Origin of the sequence: Haemophilus sp. SZY H8, from assembly GCF_018829755.1 — a bacterium.
GTDB lineage: Bacteria > Pseudomonadota > Gammaproteobacteria > Enterobacterales > Pasteurellaceae > Haemophilus > Haemophilus haemolyticus_K.
In genome coordinates this window covers 42,700-62,605 of the sequence record NZ_JAHKJY010000005.1, presented here as the reverse complement: position 1 = coordinate 62,605, position 19,906 = coordinate 42,700, and the positions used below count along the sequence as shown (strand labels likewise).

At 38.8% G+C, this 19,906-nt stretch carries 23 protein-coding genes and 1 rRNA gene; 17 read left to right on the top strand and 7 right to left on the bottom strand.

Annotated features, from left to right (window positions below):
- The first annotated feature begins 42 nt into the window (after positions 1-42).
- The 11 genes from rrf to rseB all read left to right on the top strand — a co-directional run bounded on the left by rrf (position 43) and on the right by rseB (position 8,619).
- A 5S ribosomal RNA gene (rrf, locus tag KKW16_RS08145) occupies positions 43-158 on the top strand.
- A 236-nt stretch (positions 159-394) separates the two neighbouring features.
- Positions 395-904 (top strand): peptide deformylase, encoded by a 510-nt coding sequence (gene def / locus KKW16_RS08140; protein WP_111407923.1) that lies wholly within the window; start codon positions 395-397, stop codon positions 902-904.
- Positions 905-979: 75 nt separating this feature from the next.
- Entirely contained in the window at positions 980-1,936 is a 957-nt protein-coding gene (gene fmt, locus KKW16_RS08135) for a methionyl-tRNA formyltransferase (protein ID WP_111407922.1), read from the top strand.
- Positions 1,936-3,288, top strand: a complete 1,353-nt coding sequence (gene rsmB, locus KKW16_RS08130) for a 16S rRNA (cytosine(967)-C(5))-methyltransferase RsmB (RefSeq protein WP_215768175.1) — start codon at positions 1,936-1,938, stop codon at positions 3,286-3,288. Before fmt ends, rsmB begins: the two co-directional genes overlap by 1 nt.
- An 8-nt stretch (positions 3,289-3,296) precedes the next feature.
- Positions 3,297-4,100: a glycosyltransferase family 2 protein gene (locus KKW16_RS08125; RefSeq protein WP_048952909.1), complete on the top strand. Its 804-nt coding sequence runs from the start codon at positions 3,297-3,299 to the stop codon at positions 4,098-4,100.
- Between the two features lie 3 nt (positions 4,101-4,103).
- Positions 4,104-5,480, top strand: a complete 1,377-nt coding sequence (gene trkA, locus KKW16_RS08120) for a Trk system potassium transporter TrkA (protein ID WP_140450255.1) — start codon at positions 4,104-4,106, stop codon at positions 5,478-5,480.
- 73 nt (positions 5,481-5,553) lie between these two features.
- Entirely contained in the window at positions 5,554-5,940 is a 387-nt protein-coding gene (gene mscL / locus KKW16_RS08115; RefSeq protein ID WP_005630888.1) for a large-conductance mechanosensitive channel protein MscL, read from the top strand.
- Positions 5,941-6,034: 94 nt separating this feature from the next.
- Positions 6,035-6,292, top strand: a complete 258-nt coding sequence (locus KKW16_RS08110; RefSeq protein WP_005643996.1) for an FAD assembly factor SdhE — start codon at positions 6,035-6,037, stop codon at positions 6,290-6,292.
- Positions 6,293-6,400: 108 nt separating this feature from the next.
- The gene (rpoE, locus tag KKW16_RS08105) at positions 6,401-6,979 is read left to right on the top strand and encodes an RNA polymerase sigma factor RpoE (protein WP_005627595.1); all 579 of its coding nucleotides are present in this window, start codon (positions 6,401-6,403) and stop codon (positions 6,977-6,979) included.
- 17 nt (positions 6,980-6,996) lie between these two features.
- Positions 6,997-7,584 carry a sigma-E factor negative regulatory protein gene (locus tag KKW16_RS08100; protein ID WP_009500401.1) on the top strand — a complete coding sequence of 196 codons (588 nt, stop codon included), beginning with the start codon at positions 6,997-6,999 and terminating at the stop codon, positions 7,582-7,584.
- An 87-nt stretch (positions 7,585-7,671) separates the two neighbouring features.
- On the top strand, positions 7,672-8,619 hold the full coding sequence (gene rseB / locus KKW16_RS08095; protein ID WP_032803392.1) for a sigma-E factor regulatory protein RseB: 948 nt from the start codon (positions 7,672-7,674) through the stop codon (positions 8,617-8,619).
- A 40-nt stretch (positions 8,620-8,659) separates the two neighbouring features.
- Here rseB and KKW16_RS08090 read toward each other — a convergent pair whose 3' ends face one another.
- From KKW16_RS08090 to rsmA, 4 genes are all read right to left on the bottom strand, one after another.
- The gene (locus KKW16_RS08090) at positions 8,660-9,994 is read right to left on the bottom strand and encodes an NAD(P)/FAD-dependent oxidoreductase (protein WP_111407920.1); all 1,335 of its coding nucleotides are present in this window, start codon (positions 9,992-9,994) and stop codon (positions 8,660-8,662) included.
- Positions 9,995-10,094: 100 nt separating this feature from the next.
- Positions 10,095-10,718 (bottom strand): glucose-6-phosphate 1-dehydrogenase family protein, encoded by a 624-nt coding sequence (locus KKW16_RS08085; protein ID WP_111407919.1) that lies wholly within the window; start codon positions 10,716-10,718, stop codon positions 10,095-10,097.
- A gap of 9 nt (positions 10,719-10,727) precedes the next feature.
- A complete protein-coding gene (apaH, locus tag KKW16_RS08080) occupies positions 10,728-11,555 on the bottom strand; it encodes a bis(5'-nucleosyl)-tetraphosphatase (symmetrical) ApaH (protein WP_111407918.1) in 828 nt (275 codons plus the stop codon).
- Positions 11,556-11,569: 14 nt separating this feature from the next.
- A complete protein-coding gene (gene rsmA, locus KKW16_RS08075) occupies positions 11,570-12,433 on the bottom strand; it encodes a 16S rRNA (adenine(1518)-N(6)/adenine(1519)-N(6))-dimethyltransferase RsmA (RefSeq protein ID WP_111407917.1) in 864 nt (287 codons plus the stop codon).
- Between the two features lie 205 nt (positions 12,434-12,638).
- Between rsmA and infA the strand changes: the two genes are divergently transcribed.
- From infA to rplI, 5 genes are all read left to right on the top strand, one after another.
- Entirely contained in the window at positions 12,639-12,857 is a 219-nt protein-coding gene (gene infA, locus KKW16_RS08070) for a translation initiation factor IF-1 (protein ID WP_005627617.1), read from the top strand.
- A gap of 198 nt (positions 12,858-13,055) precedes the next feature.
- Entirely contained in the window at positions 13,056-13,433 is a 378-nt protein-coding gene (gene rpsF / locus KKW16_RS08065) for a 30S ribosomal protein S6 (RefSeq protein WP_005627620.1), read from the top strand.
- Positions 13,420-13,746 carry a primosomal replication protein N gene (gene priB / locus KKW16_RS08060; protein ID WP_065264930.1) on the top strand — a complete coding sequence of 109 codons (327 nt, stop codon included), beginning with the start codon at positions 13,420-13,422 and terminating at the stop codon, positions 13,744-13,746. The genes rpsF and priB overlap by 14 nt, the downstream gene beginning before the upstream one ends.
- A 12-nt stretch (positions 13,747-13,758) precedes the next feature.
- Positions 13,759-13,986: a 30S ribosomal protein S18 gene (gene rpsR, locus KKW16_RS08055; RefSeq protein WP_005598105.1), complete on the top strand. Its 228-nt coding sequence runs from the start codon at positions 13,759-13,761 to the stop codon at positions 13,984-13,986.
- A gap of 16 nt (positions 13,987-14,002) precedes the next feature.
- Positions 14,003-14,452: a 50S ribosomal protein L9 gene (rplI, locus tag KKW16_RS08050; RefSeq protein WP_005627626.1), complete on the top strand. Its 450-nt coding sequence runs from the start codon at positions 14,003-14,005 to the stop codon at positions 14,450-14,452.
- Positions 14,453-14,553: 101 nt separating this feature from the next.
- Here the strand turns inward: rplI and rpoD are convergent, their stop codons facing one another.
- The 3 genes from rpoD to rpsU form a co-directional block, all read right to left on the bottom strand.
- Positions 14,554-16,437 (bottom strand): RNA polymerase sigma factor RpoD, encoded by a 1,884-nt coding sequence (gene rpoD / locus KKW16_RS08045; RefSeq protein WP_048952884.1) that lies wholly within the window; start codon positions 16,435-16,437, stop codon positions 14,554-14,556.
- Between the two features lie 71 nt (positions 16,438-16,508).
- A complete protein-coding gene (dnaG, locus tag KKW16_RS08040; RefSeq protein ID WP_065264929.1) occupies positions 16,509-18,290 on the bottom strand; it encodes a DNA primase in 1,782 nt (593 codons plus the stop codon).
- A gap of 133 nt (positions 18,291-18,423) precedes the next feature.
- The gene (gene rpsU, locus KKW16_RS08035; protein WP_005627632.1) at positions 18,424-18,639 is read right to left on the bottom strand and encodes a 30S ribosomal protein S21; all 216 of its coding nucleotides are present in this window, start codon (positions 18,637-18,639) and stop codon (positions 18,424-18,426) included.
- Positions 18,640-18,870: 231 nt separating this feature from the next.
- Here rpsU and tsaD point away from each other — a divergent pair, with 231 nt between their 5' ends.
- Positions 18,871-19,899 carry a tRNA (adenosine(37)-N6)-threonylcarbamoyltransferase complex transferase subunit TsaD gene (tsaD, locus tag KKW16_RS08030; protein ID WP_048952886.1) on the top strand — a complete coding sequence of 343 codons (1,029 nt, stop codon included), beginning with the start codon at positions 18,871-18,873 and terminating at the stop codon, positions 19,897-19,899.
- Positions 19,900-19,906: the final 7 nt, after the last annotated feature.

Genomic DNA, 19,906 nt, shown 5'->3' with positions numbered 1-19,906 from the left:
GAACATAGATAGAAGTTAGAATAAAAGTTATCAAAGAATTATCCTGGCGGCGATAGTGCGGTGGAACCACCTGACACCATACCGAACTCAGAAGTGAAACGCTGTAATGCCGATGGTAGTGTGGGGCTTCCCCATGTGAGAGTAGGGCACCGCCAGGTTACTAAATACAAAGCTAAATTAAATAAAATAAAATAAAATAAAAACAGAAGAACCCCAGTTGAGCTACTGGGGTTTTTGTTTTTTGGAATTTACTCATTATTTAATCAAATAAGAGTCTGATTTTAATTTTCAATAAATAAGTGATTTTTCAACTCATATGAAGTCACGTCCTATAAATGTTTTATTAGCTGTGCTACAATCCCGCTAAAATTCTATCCTTAAAACAAGAGAAATTATGACCGCACTTAATGTTTTAATTTATCCTGATGATCACTTAAAGGTTGTTTGTGAGCCTGTTACTGAAGTTAATGATGCAATTCGTAAAATTGTTGATGATATGTTTGATACGATGTATCAAGAGGAAGGTATTGGTTTAGCTGCACCTCAAGTAGATATTTTGCAACGTATTATTACTATTGATGTTGAAGGTGATAAAAAAAATCAGCTTGTCTTGATTAATCCTGAAATTTTGGCTTCTGAAGGCGAAACTGGAATTGAAGAGGGGTGTTTATCCATTCCAGGGTTCCGTGCGTTGGTTACTCGTAAAGAAAAAGTGAAAGTGAGAGCGTTAGATCGTGATGGTAAAGAATTTACTTTAGATGCTGATGGTTTGCTTGCGATATGTATTCAACACGAAATTGATCATTTAAATGGAATTTTATTTGTTGATTATCTTTCTCCACTTAAACGCCAACGTATTAAAGAAAAATTGGTGAAATATAAAAAACAAATTGCGAAACAATAAGCTTCTTATTCTTAATTAAAGTGCGGTTGATTTTAACCGCACTTTTTCCTATCAATCACCATAACGTAGAACATTATGAAATCACTTAATATTATTTTTGCTGGTACGCCAGATTTTGCTGCACAGCATTTACAAGCCATTCTAAATTCTCAACATAACGTGATCGCTGTTTATACTCAACCAGATAAACCAGCTGGTCGCGGTAAAAAATTGCAAGCAAGCCCAGTCAAGCAACTTGCAGAGCAAAATAACATTCCCGTTTATCAACCTAAATCCTTACGTAAAGAAGAGGCTCAGTTTGAACTAAAAGCGTTAAATGCAGATGTAATGGTTGTTGTCGCTTATGGATTAATTTTACCGAAAGCTGTATTAGACGCCCCTCGTTTAGGTTGTTTGAATGTGCATGGTTCTATTCTTCCCCGTTGGAGAGGAGCTGCACCCATTCAGCGCTCAATTTGGGCTGGTGATGCACAAACTGGCGTAACTATTATGCAAATGGATGAGGGTTTAGATACAGGTGATATGTTACACAAAGTTTATTGTGATATTTTACCGACTGAAACTTCAACAAGTCTTTATAACAAACTGGCAGAGCTTGCTCCATCGGCATTAATCGATGTTTTAGATAATCTTGAAAACGGTAAATTTATAGCCGAAAAACAAGATGACAGTCAAAGCAATTATGCAGAAAAGCTTTCTAAAGAAGAGGCGCAATTAGATTGGTCACTTTCTGCAATGCAACTTGAGCGTAATATTCGTGCTTTTAATCCTTGGCCGATTGCTTATTTTTCAACAGAAGATAAGGATGGCAATGCACAAACTTTAAAAGTATATCAAGCGGAAGTGTTTCCTCATCAAGATAAACCAGCGGGAACTATTTTAAGTGCGGACAAAAATGGCATTCAAATTGCGACTGTTGATGGCGTCTTAAATTTATTGCAATTGCAACCTGCAGGTAAAAAGCCTATGTCTGCACAAGATTTATTAAATGGCCGTGCAGAATGGTTTACTATTGGTAAGATGCTTGCATAATGAAAAAATTTTCTTCTAAAACTATCAACGTAAAAAATTCAGTAAAAATGACCGCACTTTCGACCAGAGCTATTGCAGCAAACTTAATTTTGCAAGTATTGGATGAGGGCAAATCCTTGTCGGCGTTAATTCCAGAAGTGCAATCTTCTGTTAAAGCCCAAGATTTGCCCTTGTTACAAGAAATTTGTTTTGGCGTGTGTCGCGTATTGCCTCGCTTAGAGCAAATTATCAAACGTCTTGTGGATAAACCGCTTAAAGGTAAAACTCGCATTGTTCATTGCCTGTTGCTTGTAGGGTTATACCAATTGCTTTACATGAGAGTGCCTGCTCATGCGGCAGTTGATGAAGTTGTGAACGCAACAAAATCATTAAAATCTGATAGTTTTAGAGGATTAGTGAATGCGGTTTTGCGTAGATTTTTACGTGAGCAAGATGAAATGTTGGCAATTATTGATAAAAATTGGCAAACGCTTCACCCTGAATGGTTCGTGAATAAATTAAAAAAAGCCTATCCGAATTGGCGTGAGATCATTGAGGCGAACAATCAGAAACCACCAATGTGGCTACGTGTGAATTCACAAAAAAACTCACTCGAAACTTACCGCACTTTACTTGAAGAACAAGGTGTTTCTTCGAAAACAAGCCATCATCCTAATGCGCTGTGTTTAGATATACCGATTGCTGTGCAAAAATTACCGCACTTTGAAGAAGGAGCTGTAACAGTACAAGATTTAAGTGCACAGTGGGCAGCAACGTTGCTTGAGCCAAAAAATGAGGAGTGGATCCTCGATGCTTGCGCGGCACCGGGCGGTAAGACGACCCATATTTTGGAACTGGCACCTCAAGCTAATGTGATTGCATTAGATGTAGAAGCGCATCGCTTAAAACGAGTGGAAGAAAATCTTGCACGTTTAAATCAGCAAGCGATAGTGGTGTGTGGTGATGCGAGTAAACCTAACGAATGGTTAGATGAAATCGGTAAAAGTGCGGTGAAATTTGACCGAATTTTACTTGATGCTCCTTGTTCTGCTACAGGGGTGATTCGTCGCCACCCCGATATAAAATGGTTACGCAAAGAAGCCGATATCGCTCAGCTCGTTGAATTACAGAAGAAAATTCTGAGTGCGCTTTGGGAAAAACTTAAGGAAAATGGTGTTTTGCTTTATGCGACTTGTTCTGTATTGCCAGAAGAAAATTGCGAACAAATCCAAGCATTTTTAAATGCTCACGCGGATGCAGAGTTATTGTCATTACCTTTTGGTGATGATACAAGTGCGGTGGGTTTTCAATTCATTCCGCAACCAAATGGTGGTGATGGGTTCTATTATGCGAAGTTACGTAAATGTGCTTAGAGGCTAAAATGTTTGCCAATATTGATGTAATTATTCCTTGCTATAATGCAGAACAAACGCTATCTCGTGCAGTGCAGTCCGTATTGTCTCAAACTTATTTGGGGAAAATTTGGTTGATTGATGATGGCTCTAAAGATAACACGTTAGCTTTAGCGCAAGAATGGGCAACACAATATCCGGAAAAGATAGTTGTCGAGTCTATGTCGAGAAATAGCGGGGTGGCGAAAACGCGCAATTGGGGTGCTTTGCAATCAAGTAATGAATTTATTGCTTTTTTAGACGCTGATGATGCTTATGAACAGGGCGCATTAGAAGTTGCTGCGGCGACTTTTCATTTTCAATCAGATACCTCAGTGGTACGTTTAGCATTAAAACCGATTGATTTGCCCGCGCGCTACGCTGAACATCCTAATTTTGAGTTTGCATGGCAACATATGCGAATGACCTGTGGTGGGAGCATGGTTTTTCGTCGAGCTTTTTTCTTGGCGTGTGGCGGTTTTCCACAAGATGAATTATTTCGTCAATTAGGCGGTGAAGATGGTGCACTTGGTATTGCGACAACTAAGATAGCTAAAGTTGCAACGCTATTTAATGATGTTGGGGTACTTCATTACTGCAGAGATGGAATGCATGCAGAACGGCTATTGGATGCGATTTTATTCCAAAAATCGCCACAGGAGATTACTGAAGAACAAATGGCGCAGGCTAATGGGGTGACAGATGAAATTTGTCGTCAAATTAACGCATTAAAGTGCGGTCTAAATTCATCAGAAATAGGCATTCGTCCTCTTGTATTAGAACGAACGGAGTAAGCGATGAAAATTATTATTTTGGGCGCAGGTCAGGTAGGAACAACGCTTGCCGAAAATTTGGTTAGTGAAGATAACGATATCACACTAGTTGATAATGAGTCCCCACAGTTACAAGCTTTACAAGAAAAGCATGATTTGCGTGTGGTGCAAGGCTCTCCATCATCACCAAAAGTGCTTCGCGATGCAGGTGCGGCCGATGCCGACTTAATGGTTGCCGTAACAGCTTCTGATGAAATCAATATGGTAGCCTGCCAAATGGGCTATACATTATTTAATACACCAATTCGTATTGCCCGTATTCGTAATTCAGAATATTTACGTGAAAAAGATAAGTTATTCAATGATGAGAATGTACCTATTGATCATTTGATTTCGCCTGAAAATCTTGTGACAGATGAAATTACACGCTTAATTGCTTATCCAGGGGCATTACAAGTTGCCTATTTTGCTAATAATCGTATTAGCATGGTTGTGGTAAGAGCTTATTATGGTGGTCCTTTGGTTGGATATGCGCTTTCCGCATTTCGTGAACATATGCCACATATTGATTGTCGTATTATGTCTATTTTGCGTAACGGCAAACCGATTCGTCCGCAGGGTTCTACTATTGTTGAAGCCGGTGATGAAATTACTTTTATTTGTGCAACTGAGCATATAAAAGCAGTAATGAGCGAACTTCAACGCTTAGAAAAACCTTATAAACGCGTAATGATTGTTGGGGGCGGAAATGTTGCTGCTGGCGTAGCGAAATGTTTGGAAAATGTTTGTACCGTAAAATTAATTGAGCGTGATGAAGAACGGGCTAATTTGCTAGCTGAAAAACTTTCAAAAACCTTGGTTTTTTATGGTGATGCGTCTGATCAAAATTTATTGTTTGAAGAGCATATTGAAAATGTCGATGTGTTCCTTTCATTGAGTAGTGATGATGAGGCGAATATTATGTCCGCTTTATTGGCAAAACGTTTGGGAGCCAAGAAAGCAATGGTGCTGATTCAACGAATTGCCTATATAAACCTGATTCAAGGTGGAAGTATTGATATTGTAGTTTCACCACAGCAAGCGACAATTTCTGCTTTACTTGGGCATGTTCGTAAAGGGGATGTGAAAAATGTGGCTACATTACGACATGGTATTGCTGAGGCTATTGAAATTGTCGCGCATGGTGATGAAAGCACCTCCAATGTGGTCGGGCGCAAAATAGGCGAGTTGCGTTTGCCTATGGGAACCATTATTGGTGCTTTATTGCGTGGTAATGATGTAATTGTTGCACGACGCCAAGTTGTGATTGAAGAAGGCGATCATGTGGTGATTTATTTGAGTGATAAGAAGAATGTGCCTGAAATTGAAAAATTGTTCCAGCCAAGTGCATTCTTCATTTAACGATTTATTTACTTTTAAGAGCGACTCATTATAATAGGCGCTCTTTTATTCAATCTCTAAAGGAAAAATTATTATGAGTTTTATTAAAGAATTTCGCGAATTTGCAATGCGCGGTAATGTTGTAGATATGGCTGTCGGTGTGATTATCGGCGGTGCGTTTGGTAAGATCGTAAGTTCACTTGTTAGTGATATTTTTATGCCTGTGCTTGGTATTTTAACAGGTGGCATTGATTTCAAAGATATGAAATTTGTATTAGCTCAAGCACAAGGTGATGTTCCAGCTGTTACTTTAAACTACGGTGTATTTATTCAGAATGTGATTGATTTCATTATTATTGCTTTTGCAATCTTTATGATGATTAAGGCACTTAATAAAGTGAGAAAACCTGAAGAGAAAAAAGCAGGTCCTACATCAGAAGATTTGCTCACAGAAATTCGCGATTTATTAAAAAATAAATAATGAAATTGAAAAATAAAGGTTGGTAAATATGCCAACCTTTTTTTATTGTTATTTTTTAGGCTATAATCGCCCCCTAAAATTTAAGGAATTAAAAATGGAAAAATATAATAAACTCCGTATTGAATGGGATTGCCGCCGAGGAATGTTGGAGTTGGATAAAATCATTATGCCTTTTTATTTGAAGCATTTTGATGAATTAACAGATGACAAAAAAGATATATTTATTCGTTTATTAGCAAGTACAGATCTGCAGCTGTTTTCTTGGTTTTTTAATCGTGGTCAATCATCAGATTCAGAAATTCAATCTATGGTGGAATATATCCAAAACGTACAAAAAATCACAACTAATTAAAATTATTAAGATACGTATGAACTTTTTTCACACACTTGTGTCTGAGATTGCAACAAGAGCTTGCTGTCTTGAATATTAAGGCGTGTTAGATATTGGCATAGGAGAAATATGGCTGAACAGCTAACAGATCAGGCTTTGGTAGAAAGAGTGCAGCAAGGGGATAAGAAAGCCTTCAATTTGTTGGTTTCTCGTTATCAGAATAAAGTGGCGGGGCTTTTGACTCGCTATGTATCACGTAACGATATTCCTGATGTGGTGCAAGAATCCTTTATAAAGGCTTATCGCTCAATTGAATCTTTTCGTGGCGAAAGTGCTTTCTATACATGGCTTTATCGAATTGCCGTCAATACGGCAAAAAATTATTTAACGGCTCAAGGGCGTCGTCCACCTAATGAAGATATTTTAGCTGAGGATGCTGAAAATTATGATGTGGGTACGCACTTGCGGGATGTAGATACCCCTGAAAATGAAATGTTATCTAGTGAACTTGAACGAATCGTGTTTAGTACGATTCACAGTTTGCCAGAAGATCTAAAAACAGCAATCACCTTGCGAGAGCTAGAAGGTTTGAGCTATGAAGAGATTGCAGAAATTATGGATTGCCCTGTTGGTACTGTTCGTTCTCGTATTTTCCGCGCAAGGGAAATTATTGAGAATAAAATTCAACCACTGATGCAACGCGAATAAAAAAGTCGGAGTTTACTATGCAAAAAGAGCAACTTTCAGCCTATATGGATGGCGAACAAGTCGAAGCTGGCTTGACAGATGCTTTATTGAAAGACGAAGAATTACAAGAATCTTGGCAGGCATTCCATGCTGTACGTGCAGTGATGCGTAAAGAAAGCGTTTTGTTTCTAGGGGCTGATTTTACCGCTAAAATGGCAGGTTTAATTGAATCTGAAGAAGTGAAGAAAGTCGATGTCATTGCCGTGTCTCAACCTGAACCAGAAGATGCACATAATTCTGCATTTATGCAAAAATTAAAAGCGTTCTTTGCGCCAATGACGCAAGTTGCGGTTGCTGCTGGTGTATGTTTAGTGGCGGTACTTGGTGTTCAATCTTTCAATAATAAAAACGAAGCGTCTAATTTACCTGAGACTCCAGTATTGCAAACCTTGCCATTTAATAATGCGGTTCAAGAGGTTAGCTACAATGCGCCGAGCAAAGATACATTGACATCAGAGCAGCTTGAACAAAAAAGTCGCCGTATTGGTGCGATGTTACAGAACTATGAATTACAACGTCGTATGAATGCAGATGCATTAAATGTAAGTAGTAATAGTCAAAAATAATATGGATTAGCCCTGTGCATTTATGTTAATTCACCACCTAATATACTATTTAGTGTGGTGAATTTTTATCCTTTAAATTTAATGTTTATGAAAAAAATCGCGTTAAAACTCACCGCACTTTCTCTTTCTTTTCTATTTAGTAACATTACTTCAGCTGAAGAGCTTTCTGCGAAGCAGTCTTTAGATAAAATGACACAAGCATTGGATAATCTCAATTATGAGCTTGCCTTTGTTCAAACAACCCCATCAAATATGGATTCCTTTCGCTATCGTCATATTAAGAAAGATAATAAAACTTATGCGCAATTAGTGACGCTTGATGGGCGTCAACAAGAAATTATTCAACGTGATAATTTAGTCAGTTATTTTCAGCCAAATACTCAAGCATTTACGCTTAATAGTGGCAATATTGTCGATGCAATGCCGGCTGTTGTTCGCGCTGATTTTGATAAACTTTCTTCAGTTTATGATTTTATAAAAATAGGAAAAGATCGAGTGGCTGGGCGTTTTGCTGACACGATTCGTATCGTCCCTAAAGATGATTTCCGATATCAATATTTAGTGTTTGTCGATGAAGAAAATGGTTTATTATTACGCGGTGATATGCTTGATAGTGAGGGTAAATTACTTGATCAGTTTAGAGTTGTAACGCTTTATATCGACGATAGACTAAGAGGGTTGACGGAGTATATTAATAAAGTCTCAATGCCCCCTTTGTTGAAAGAAAGTAAAAATGAACAAAGTTCAGATATAACTTGGTCTGCAGGTTGGTTGCCACAAGGTTTTTCTTTAATTCGATATACTCAAGAAACATTAGAAAATGAAGTGATAGATAGTGCGCTATATAGCGATGGTTTGTTTACTTTTACACTATTTGTTTCTAACGCAGGTTCTAATGTTTTGCCAGAAAATACTTGGAAGCAAGGGGCATATACGATTTATAGTGAAGTGAATGGTGGAAAAGAAATTACTTTTATCGGGCAATTGCCCATAGCTGCAGCTAAGCGTATTGTACAAGAAGTTAAATTTCGATAATAAGTGCGGTGATTTTTCACCGCACTTTTGTTTTTAAAGATTAGTGTAATTTTAATCTTGGTTTTAAATAACGATTAAGTTTATCAACCAGAATAATCAATCCAATTTTAATGCAACCATGTAAAGCATGTTGATGCATTCTATATAAGGATACATAGGCAAATTGTGCAAATTTACCTTGAACGGTAAGTGGATTTTTTCCAAATTTATTCGAAATACTGCCTAATGCAGTAAAGCTCGAGAGAGAAACCAAGGTGCCTTTATCATTATATTTAAATGCTTTTAATGGTTTTTGCTCAAAAAGTGCAAAGATATTTTTTGCACAAGCTTTTGCCATTTGATGTGCGGCTTGAGCTCTTGGCGGGACTAATTTACCGTTTGGTTGCATTAATGCTGCACAGTCGCCAATGGCGAAAATGCTGTCATCCACAGTGGTTTGGAGAGTATCTTTTACCACTAATTGATTGATACGGTTAAGCTCTAATCCATCGAATTGCTGTGTCACCGTTGAGGTGCGAACACCTGCTGCCCACACAATCAGATCAGCTTTGATTTCTTCGTCATCTTTGGTGATGAGCGTGTTTGGTTGGGCTTCCGTGATCATCGTGTTTAATTTCACGTTCGCGCCCATTTCTTGCAATTCCTCTAATACTGCAGCGGATAAATCTTCGGGTAATGCTGGCAGTAAGCGAGGTCCTGCTTCAACGAGTGTGACTTGTAAACATGAGTTATCAATCTTGCCATAGCCGTAAGAAGATAAATCTTCCGTAGCATGATAAAGCTCAGCTGTTAATTCCACACCAGTTGCTCCACCACCGACAATGGCAATATTCACTTTATTTTCATCCACTAATTTTTGTTTAAATTCTTCTTCACCAATATCATCTAAAGCACGGTTTTCAGAGAATTTAAGGAATAATTCCAACATTTTTTGCTGAAAGCGCAATGCTTGATCTGAGCTGTCTAAGAAAATACAGTTATCTGCCACACCTTTTGTGTTGAAATCATTTGATTTGCTACCGATTGCAACCACTAAGTAATCATAAGGAATTCGGCGAGCAATGACGAGCATATCGCCTTCTTGCCCATAAACAGGGGCGAGTTCAACATATTTTTGTTCACGATTAATACGAGTGATTGAACCCTGTTCAAAACTGAAATGGTGATTTTTACCATGTGCGCGATAGCTAAGAGAATCCATGCCATCATCCATCACACCCGTAGCTATTTCATGTAATAATGGTTTCCACAAATGGGTCGTATTGCGATCCACAAGCGTCACTTTAGCCTGTTCTTTTCGACCTAATTTGTCGCCTAAAAATGTCGCTAATTCAATGCCGCCAGCCCCCCCGCCAACGATCACGACGTTTTTCATAATGTACTCCTAAAAGCAAAATTGTTAAAAATGTTAAACTGCTGTAATGATAGCATAACAAATAAACAAGAAGAAAAAATTTAATGGAAATGACCGCATTTCATTGATGGCAGCGATCGTAAAGCGGTTGTAATTGTTGGATGGTTTGGGTGATAAATAAAATGGGATCGATTTGACTTAGTTGATCTTTTTCAATACTTTTCCCAATACACCAAAAATCTTCTTCTGAGCGTAAAATGAGATCGTTTTTAGTCATTTGTTTTACTTGGCGAAAATCATCATATTCACTTTCACCCTCTCGCCAAATATCAAAATCAGCAAATTGTTTGAAATCAAATTGATCAAGCCAATAATTATATTGTTGCACATTAATTTGTGAGCGATCGGCACGATAGCAGTGCCAATCCAAGCACACTCTTAATCGACGGCGATTTAAGAGCACGGAAAAAATGGCTGCAGAATTTTGGTTAAACTCGTATTTAAAATAAGCGAAGAAATGGGCGCGTACCTGCCAGCCATTGGTCCAGCTTTCAATATGCGGTTTTGCAAAAGGTGTGCCAAGCTGCTTTGCGACTTCTTGGATAATAGCTTTCCAGTTATCCCAATGTAATTTGTAATCAGCTTTAATTGCCGGAATATCTTCCGGGCAGAATTTCTTCATTTGGGCGAATTGATAGAAAGGAATATTGAACAGTTCGCAAGATTCAGCATTGAGCGAGAGCATGGCGTTTCCTTAAAAATCACTGTAATTTTTGACCGCACTTTGCGTGAAGATCTGTCTGTCTTCCCAACGCAACAGGCTCATCCGATTATTCCACACACATCCTGTATCCAAGGCATAAATACCTGGTGGAGTAGGCTCATCCACTAAACTTGCCCAATGCCCAAAGATAATGGGAATTTGTTTATAAAGTGGGTTATCTAAATTAAACCAAGGCGTGAGTTCAGCTGGTGCATCTTTTAAAGGGGATTTACAGGCAAAATCAAAACGATGATCTAAATAGCAAAAACGCATTCGAGTAAAAGCATTAATGATGTAACGATGACGCGCTAAGCCCTGTAAATCTGGCGACCAGCGATCAGGCTGTTCAGAATACATATTTTCAATGAGATAATGAAAATCACCGTGTTGCAAAATCTGTTCAACTTCAGCTGCACAAGATTTCGCAGTTTTCAAATCCCAATCAGGCGAAATACCAGCATGCGCCATCAGGAAGTTTAATTCTTCATTGTGTACAAGTAATGGCTGATGACGTAACCAATGAATCAGTTCATCAAAATCGGGCGCATTAAAAATGGCACCAACACGATCACGTGGTTTCACTTTTTTAATACCCAGTGCAGTCGCAATTAAGTGTAAATCGTGATTGCCTAGTACAGTTTGTGCTGCATTGCCAAGTGATTTTACGAAACGAAGGCATTCAAGTGATTTATCCCCACGGGCCACAAGATCTCCCACAAGATAAAGTTTATCTTGCGTAGGATTGAAATCTACACTCTCTAATAAAAGCTGTAATTCATCATAACAGCCTTGCAAGTCGCCGACGAAATAGGTTGCCATTTTTGACCGCTCTTTTACTCTTCTGAATCTAAGATTTCATCTTTATTAATATCAGCAGGAGGATTATCCGCCAACCAGTTTGCTAAGCGGGCATAATCTGCGATAGCCAAATTTTCTGCACGTGCATTTAAATCAATACCAAGTGCGGTCAGATTTTCAGGTGAAAATAATGTTGAGAGCGCATTGCGCAGTGTTTTACGGCGTTGATTAAACGCTTGGGAGCACACGCGGTTCAGCCAATATAAATCTTTTACAGGGTGCGGCAATTCTTTATGAGGAATTAAACGCACAACAGCTGAATCCACTTTCGGTGCAGGTTTGAAGGCAGAAGGTGGCACTTCAAGTACAGGCATCACTTGGCAGAAGTATTGCGCCATAATGGTTAAACGGCCATAGGCTTTACTATTTGGTCCTGCACATAAGCGTTTCACCACTTCTTTTTGCAGCATGAAGTGCATATCTTGAATCACATCATGATACTTAAACAAGTGGAACATCAATGGGGTAGAAATGTTGTAAGGTAAGTTACCAAACACACGTAATTTTTGCCCTTTTTCTGCTAAATTTTCTTTTGTATAAAGTTCACCAAAATCAAATTGCATCGCATCCGTTTCAATAACGGTTAGCTTTTGATGTAAAAATGGATGGTGACGTAAACGTTCTGCTAAGTCTCGGTCAAGCTCTACTACAGTCAGATGATCGACAAGTTCACCAACAGGCTCTGTTAATGCCCCCAGCCCAGGACCAATTTCCACTAAGAATTGATTGGGGTGAGGGTAAATTGCCGCCACGATACCTTGAATTACAGAGGTATCATGTAAAAAGTTTTGACCAAAGCGTTTACGCGCCGTATGGCCTAAGTGTTTTTTTGAATTCATATATTATCTTCTTTTATAAGAGTGCGGTTATTATAGGGCTTGTTTTGGCTTTGTAAATCATTGTTAACTTATGCTAAATTGAGTTTTTTATGAACAATATTATTTTTTCTTTCGTAGAAAGCCAAAAACGGCTATAATCCGCCCGTTTTTCTTAACTTTTCCGCCTAAAGTGCGGATAAAAAATCGATTATTTTTAGAGGATACAATGGCGAAAGAAGATTGCATTGAAATGCAAGGCACAATTTTAGAGACTTTACCGAATACTATGTTCCGCGTGGAGTTAGAAAACGGTCACGTGGTTACTGCACATATTTCTGGAAAAATGCGTAAAAATTATATCCGTATTTTGACTGGGGATAAAGTGACTGTAGAAATGACTCCTTATGATTTAAGTAAAGGTCGTATTATTTTCCGCAGTCGTTAATCGCAGAAGACTTGAGATAGGCCGATATTGTTATAATATCGGCCTTCTTTTTTGTTCAAAAAGAACTCAAACTGGTTGCGGAACGTAAAAAAATCGGTATAATCCGCAACCCTTAGCCACATTGAATTTTTCGTTCCTTGCCTTTGCAGATTGGTGGCTGATCTACGTCAAAGGCTGATTAACCCGTAAGGAGCAGTAATGCGTCACTACGAAATCGTGTTTATGGTTCATCCGGACCAAAGCGAGCAAGTACCAGGTATGATCGAACGCTACACCGGTTCTGTAAAAGAAGCTGGTGGTCAAGTTCATCGCCTAGAAGATTGGGGACGTCGCCAATTAGCGTACCCAATTAATAAATTACACAAAGCACACTATGTGCTTATGAATGTAGAAGCGCCTCAACAAGTCATCGACGAGCTAGAAACGACTTTCCGTTATAACGATGCTGTATTACGCAGTCTTGTTATCCATACTAAGCACGCCGTAACAGAAGCGTCCCCAATGAAAGCGGCTAAAGAAGAACGTAAACCTTTAGCTGAAGTTGAAAACAACGATTTTGAGGATGCTGAAGAGTAATTTGAAAATTGATAATCGTTTTTCGGTTATGGGAATCGTTTCTCAGTTGCCAAAGCGATTAAAGAGCCCTAGTGGAATTGAGCATTGCAAGTTTTTGTTAGAACATCGTTCTGATCAGATTGAAGGTGGTTTCACACGTCAAGCTTGGTTAAAGATGCCAGTTCAAATTAGTGGTAATCAATTGATAGAAAAAACTCAAAGCATTACGGTCGGTAGTAAAATTTTGGTGGTGGGATTTATTACATCACATAAAACCCAAAGTGGGTTATGCCAATTAGTTTTACATGCCGAGCAAATCGAATTTATAGATTAGGAGACTAGCCAAATGGCACGTTATTTCCGTCGTCGTAAGTTCTGCCGTTTCACAGCGGAAAATGTTGTTGAAATCGATTACAAAGATATCGCTACATTAAAGAACTATATTTCAGAAAGCGGCAAAATTGTACCTAGCCGTATTACCGGTACTCGTGCGAAGTACCAACGTCAATTAGCACGTGCAATCAAACGCGCTCGCTATTTAGCGTTACTTCCATACACTGACAATCATCAGTAATTAAGGAGATACGGTAATGCAAGTAATTCTTTTAGATAAAATTGTTCACTTAGGTCAAGTGGGCGATCAAGTAAATGTTAAATCAGGTTTTGCGCGTAACTTCTTAATCCCACAAGGTAAAGCAGTTATGGCAACTAAAGCTAACATTGAACACTTTGAAGCACGTCGTGCAGAATTAGAAGCGGCAGCAGCAGCAAATCTTGCAGCAGCTCAAGCTCGTGCAGCAGAAGTTACTGCATTAGGTTCTGTGACTATCGCATCTAAAGCAGGTGATGAAGGTCGTTTATTCGGCGCAATCACTACTCGTGATGTGGCAGAAGCAGTAACTGCAGCAGGCGTTAAAATTGCGAAAAGTGAAGTTCGTTTACCAAACGGTCCAATCCGTACTCTTGGTGACCACGATGTTCGTTTCCAACTTCACGGTGAAGTATTTGCAACATTAGATGTAATCGTTGTTGCAGAATAATTTGTCAGATAGGCAAAATAAAACCCGGTCTTAGATCGGGTTTTTTTATTATTAGTTTAATGTAATAAAAAAGGAGCATAGCTCCTTTTTATTTGTAACTTTTAGTCGTCAAGGAAACTTCTTAATGTTTCTGAGCGGCTCGGATGGCGTAATTTACGTAACGCTTTTGCTTCAATTTGACGAATACGTTCGCGTGTAACGTCGAATTGTTTACCCACTTCTTCAAGCGTATGATCGGTATTCATATCGATACCAAAACGCATACGTAATACTTTTGCTTCTCGTGGTGTTAGGCCTTCAAGAACTTCGTGAGTCGCAACTCTTAAGCTTTGTGCTGTTGCAGAATCTAAAGGAAGTTCTAAGGTTGAATCTTCAATAAAATCACCTAAATGTGAGTCATCGTCATCACCGATAGGCGTTTCCATAGAAATTGGCTCTTTTGCAATTTTCAATACCTTACGGATTTTATCTTCCGGCATACCCATGCGTTCAGCTAATTCTTCTGGCGTTGCTTCACGTCCCATTTCTTGTAGTAACTGGCGAGAAATGCGGTTAAGTTTATTGATTGTTTCAATCATATGTACCGGAATACGGATTGTACGAGCTTGGTCTGCAATAGATCGTGTAATTGCTTGGCGAATCCACCAAGTCGCATATGTAGAGAATTTATAACCACGGCGATACTCAAATTTATCTACCGCTTTCATTAAGCCAATATTCCCTTCTTGAATTAAGTCTAGGAATTGTAAACCGCGATTCGTGTATTTTTTCGCGATGGAAATTACTAAACGCAAGTTAGCTTCTACCATTTCTTTTTTGGCACGACGAGCTTTTTGTTCACCTCGGGAGACTGCATCACAAATATCGCGCATTTGGGTAATGGTAAGTTTCGTATTTTCTTCAATGTTAGCTAAGTTGTTTAATGCCTCAAGAATACGTTCTTCATATTTTGGTAAGCGTTTTGCCCATGATTTGCTTGATTTTAAGGCTTTTTGTACCCATTCAGTATTGCTGCCATTAGTTGTAATGAGTTTTTCAAAATCATCTTTTGGCATTCCAGCAATATCAACTAATATTTTTTGTAATTGGCGTTCTTCATAGCGCACACGTTTCATCATTTCTTTCATTGATAAAACGAGTAAATCGAATTGTTTTGGTACTAAGCGGAATTGTTTAAAAATTTCACCAAGCAGTACGATTTGATCCTGGGCTCGTTTTCCTGAGCGACCATGTTTTTCAATAACAGCAAGCGTTTTGGTATGCTGGTCTTTTAACTGTTGGAATTTTTCTCTCGCGACCTCTGGATCGATGCTATTATCAGATTCGCTTGAATCTGATGTAGATTCTGATTCGCTTTCGTCTTCATCTTCATTATCTTCAACGTCCGCACTTTCTGATTCTTCTCCGTCTTCAGAAAAGTTTTCATCAATGACATTATGTTCTTCTATTTCGGCATTTGGATCGACAAAACCTGTAATTAAGTCAGCTAAACGGAAGTTTCCTTTTTCCACATCATCATAATTTTTTAGCAACCCATTTAAAGCTTCAGGATAGGCTGCAATGGATGTTTGAACTTCATCAATTCCTTCTTCAATACGTTTTGCAATGCTGATTTCATCTTCACGAGTAAGAAGATCAACGGTTCCCATTTCACGCATATACATACGGACAGGATCGGTTGTTCGACCGATTTCAGATTCTACATTTGAAAGAATTTGGGTTGCCTCTTCCACCGCATCTTCATCCGGAATGGTGTCATTCAACATCATCTCATCGCTTTCAGGGGCTTCGTCCAAAACCGGAATCCCTGCATCATTTTGCAGCGTTTGTAGCAACTTATCGTAATATTCAGGGTCGATGACATCTTCTGGTAATAAATCATTAATTTCTGCATAGGTTAAATAACCTTGAGTGCGACCTAATTCCATCAGTTGTTCAATTTGTTCTGAATATTGTTCAGCTGTAGATTGTTGATTTTTTTCCATTTTTATATCCGTTTTGCTTGATGTGATAGTAGCAATATAATTCTTGTTACAAACTTAGAATTTTATCATTGTTATTGCGGATTAACTAACTGTTTTTTCTGCTGTTCTTTACCCGCTAAAAGGTGAACGAGCACTGTTTTTTCCTCGTTAGTAAGTCCTTCAGCTCGTTCTTTAGCAATAAGCATTTCAATATCCCGCTCAATGGCTTGAATATTTAAGCGGCGATAGTTTTGTGAAAATGCATTGATTATTTCTGCTTCGTCTAATAAATGATCCCAAGTTGCCAGTATTTCAAGAGGATTGTTGTAAGGCGTATCACGGAAGTGCTCTAAAATCTGCCCTGTCGTAATCCCTTCTCGTTGGCGACAAAGTGCGGTCAATTTTTCCAGAATTTCAAAACCAGCTTCTGCACGTAATGCTTGCACACCGCTTTCAGACATTCTTTTCACTAATTCAGGATTTTGAAGAAGCAATGAAATGACCATTCGCATTGGTGTCTTCTTGATTTTATTATTAGCAACTTTTTGTTGTGTGTCAGTTTGTTCTAATTGTTTTGGAATAAGATTTTCTAGCTGAGTTTGATCAAAAATCCCAAGTTTCTGAGCAAGCATATTGCGTAGTGATAAGCGCAGCATTTCCCCTGGAATTTGGCGAATTAACGGTGCAGCCAGAGCAACTAATTTTCCGCGCCCTTCTTTGCTAGAAAAATCAACTTGTGGGCTTAAGTGAGCAAACATAAACTCGCTTAAAGATTGTGCACTTTCGATATATTCTTCAAATTTTTCTTTGCCATATTGGCGAATGTAAGTATCAGGATCTTCTCCCTCTGGTAAGAAAATAAATTTGAGTTGTCTGCCATCTTCTAAATAAGGCAACGCATTTTCTAATGCTCGCCAAGCCGCATCACGCCCTGCACGGTCACCATCGTAACAACAAACAACTTGCTCAGTCGAACGAAAAATAAGTTGAATTTGTTCTGATGTTGTGGACGTACCTAAAGAAGCGACCGCATAATCCACGCCAAATTGTGCTAATGCCACCACATCCATATAACCTTCAACAACAAGTAATTGTTTTGGTTCATCGTTGGCTTGTAAGGCTTCATACAAACCATAAAGCTCGTTACCTTTATGATAAGTAATGGTTTCTGGCGAATTCAGATATTTCGGTTTTTCATCTGTTAATACCCGCCCTCCAAAAGCCACTGTGCGCCCACGTTTATCGCGAATTGGAAACATAATGCGATTTCGGAATTTATCGTAAATATTGCCACGATCATTTCGAGAAAGCATGCCTAATTCAATGAGTTTTTGTTGTTCTTCGCGATTGACACCAAATTTACGTAATACCGTATCCATTGCATTCGGTACAAACCCAATTTGGAAACGCTCAATAATTTCAGCCGAAAGCCCACGTTGTTGTAAATATTCTTGCGCTTGCGTATTTAATGGCAATTGGCTTTGATAAAACTTGGCAATCTCTTGCATTAATTCATAGAGATTTCGTTTGGTTTGATAATTAGCTTGAGGTTTCCCGCTGTTATTAGCGCGTTTTTCGTAAGGAACTTCAAGCCCTGCCATCGCTGCAAGTTCTTCAATAGCCTCTACAAATTCAAGTTTGTCATAATCCATTAAAAAGGAAATGGCATTACCATGTGCGCCACAGCCGAAGCAATGATAAAACTGTTTCTTTTGACTAACCGTGAAGGATGGTGTTTTTTCGTGATGGAAAGGGCAGCAGGCTTGATAATCGCGGCCAGCTTTTTTTAGTTTTACGCGCGTGTTAATCACATCGACAATATCGGATTTTGTTAGCAAATCATCAATAAAGGGGCGTGGAATAGAACCTTTCATTGTCGAGCCTCCGTGATCGTGGTGTGAAAGTGCGGTCGTTTTTGGCGTAGATTTTTGTTTTGCTTAAAGTAACAAAACCGTGAGTCCAAAGGATTCACGGTTTGTCTTAACTCGAGTCAGAAAATACTATAAATTAGTATAAACGGGTATTGCGCGCGTTTTCGCGAGCGTTGCGTTTTGCGTGACGTTTTGCAAGTGTTGCATTTTCACGTTTACGAATTGTAGTTGGTTTTTCGTAAAATTCGCGAGCGCGTACTTCAGCTAAGATTCCCGCTTTTTCGCAAGAGCGTTTGAAACGACGTAAAGCTACGTCAAATGATTCGTTTTCACGTACTTTAATTACAGGCATAAGCCAATCACCTCAATGAGTTTAATTTAATTGCAATTTAAAATTTTATTTTCACCAAAGCACCACTGTGCAAATGGTAAATTTAATAAAGGACGCAATTCTAATCTACTTTTAGGGAAAAAGTAAAGGAAAGAATGCCAATTCACCTTAATATTTGTGGTTTCAACTGGTTAAAACCGCTTAAACAGGGTAAAATCGCGCAACATTTTAGGTAATAAATTAAGAAAATCAATGAAAATCTTAGGCATTGAAACCTCGTGTGATGAAACGGGCGTAGCAATTTATGATGAAGAAAAAGGATTAATTGCTAATCAACTTTATACTCAAATTGCCCTACATGCAGATTATGGTGGTGTGGTTCCTGAATTAGCATCGCGCGATCATATTCGTAAAACAGCTCCTCTCATTAAAGCTGCGCTAGAAGAAGCTAGGTTAACGGCAAGCGATATTGATGGCGTGGCTTATACGAGTGGTCCAGGGCTTGTCGGCGCATTGCTTGTCGGCGCTACGATTGCGCGTTCTTTAGCTTATGCGTGGAATGTTCCTGCGATTGGTGTTCATCATATGGAAGGGCATTTACTTGCGCCAATGCTTGATGAAAATTCACCGCACTTTCCTTTTGTCGCTTTGTTAGTATCGGGTGGTCATACTCAATTGGTACGTGTAGATGGTGTAGGAAAATATGAAGTGATTGGTGAATCCATTGATGACGCTGCAGGTGAAGCCTTTGATAAAACAGCAAAATTACTTGGACTAGATTATCCTGGTGGCGCGGCACTTTCTCGTTTAGCAGAAAAAGGCACGCCAAATCGTTTCACATTTCCACGTCCAATGACAGATCGTGCAGGCCTTGATTTTAGTTTTTCTGGTTTAAAAACGTTTGCTGCGAATACGATTAATCAAGCAATTAAAAACGAGGGTGAACTAAAAGAGCAAACTAAATCAGATATTGCTTATGCTTTCCAAGATGCGGTGGTGGATACCCTTGCTATTAAATGTAAGCGCGCATTAAAAGAAACTGGCTATAAACGTTTAGTGATTGCGGGGGGAGTGAGTGCAAATAAAAAACTCCGAGAAACGCTTGCGCACTTAATGCAAAATTTAGGTGGTGAAGTGTTTTATCCTCAACCTCAATTTTGTACAGATAATGGTGCCATGATTGCTTACACAGGTTTTTTACGTTTAAAACAAGGTCAGCATAGCGATCTGGCTATTGATGTTAAGCCTCGTTGGGCTATGACGGAATTACCAGCAATTTAGGAGAAAA